The 1,245-nt window shown below is 34.9% G+C and carries 2 protein-coding genes; both read right to left on the bottom strand.

Going from position 1 to position 1,245, the window contains the following annotated elements:
• Positions 1 to 57: 57 nt before the first annotated feature.
• Positions 58 to 210: a hypothetical protein gene (locus BQ7314_RS12095; RefSeq protein WP_342590409.1), complete on the bottom strand. Its 153-nt coding sequence runs from the start codon at positions 208 to 210 to the stop codon at positions 58 to 60.
• Positions 211 to 1,056: 846 nt separating this feature from the next.
• Positions 1,057 to 1,245: hypothetical protein (locus BQ7314_RS15685; protein WP_217423845.1), on the bottom strand; the 189-nt coding region annotated here is incomplete at its 5' end.

Below are 1,245 nucleotides of genomic sequence, written 5' to 3'. Positions count from 1 at the left end.
ATGAAGCTTTTGAAGAGCTAACTGGGGTAGATATAAAAAATTTACTGGGTTATGCACTTATGACTTGAATTCAGGTTCCCTTAAAGCATGGCGCATAGCATCATTGACTACTTCAGAAACGGATTGATGAGTAGAGGCCGCTTTAATCTTTAAAGCATGATGAATTGAGGGTTCAAAATAAACAGTTGATCTTTTTGATAGCTCACTCATAGTAAAATCCTCTTAATAAAAGAGCGTCATTTATAACGTTATAGAGTTATAGCGTCAAGGGGGTGTTTGTAACTGGTTGCTAAGATCAAAGAAAAATGGAGTGCTTTAAAGTATCGGGTTTGATTGAATATGCATTTTTTAGGGTCGTTCGTGAATCAATCGAGTCTGACCCTTTTGGTTACTTTTGGTTAGACCCTTTTGGTTTACTTCGTTGCTGCCGATCTGATCCGTTAGCTTGATTCAAGGAAGGAATTAAAGCTCCAGGTTCTTTGTAGTAGTCTTTTATAGAATCAATTAGAGTTTTTATGATGTGCGGACGTGTGTGCTTCTCTGGTGGTTCAAACCAACGTGGTGTATCAGGGCTATGTCCGCAATTATTACCATCCATTTAAAAAAAATAGCAGAATGACTAATTAAAAACGTGACATAGTTCCGCATTTTTTAAACATACTTATTTTTAAGCCAAATCCTATAAAAATAAGCTATATGCCTTATTTTCAGGTACTTGAACGATAATTAAATTTAAAATTCTATTTTTCCAGCGGCAATGATTGCAGTTGTATAATATTTGTACAATCTAATCTATAGCCTTTATCAACAAAGGCTTGAAGCGGTTACACAAAAATAACTCACAAAGTTATCCACAGAAAATGTGAGTAACTGTCATTTAACTGTAATAAGTACCTGTGCTTAACGCTGTTTAAGTCTGATTTATCCCCAAATAACGCTAAAGAATGACACAGGTTTGTTTTGTGTTGGGAGTGCTTTGATGCGTGAGTTTAAGGTGGTTATCCAGTGGGAAGGTGGTGCTTAATAGTAATTATTAGGCGTTTTTCCCCATACCAGTTATTTGATGATTTTGGGTTTATTTTTCATTTTAATTTTAATGTTTTCCGCGTTTTTAATAGCATCTTCTCTTTGCCCAGATAAGAAATTTGTTTTTCTCGTATCTGTACTATCGTAAGCGTCAATTAAACCACACATTCTTAACCGCCTAAAATAAGTGCAAACTAAGCTTTTCATTTCAAAATGGGA

The sequence above is a fragment of the methanotrophic endosymbiont of Bathymodiolus puteoserpentis (Logatchev) genome (assembly GCF_900128525.1).
GTDB lineage: Bacteria > Pseudomonadota > Gammaproteobacteria > Methylococcales > Methylomonadaceae > Methyloprofundus.
The sequence above is the reverse complement of the archived record's forward strand: the minus strand, read 5'-3'. Positions and strand labels throughout refer to the sequence as shown.

What these genes read in the sequence shown, in the direction of transcription:
- BQ7314_RS12095 (WP_342590409.1), bottom strand. Translation starts at nt 210, where the DNA reads ATGAGTGAGCTATCAAAAAGATCAACTGTTTATTTTGAACCCTCAATT.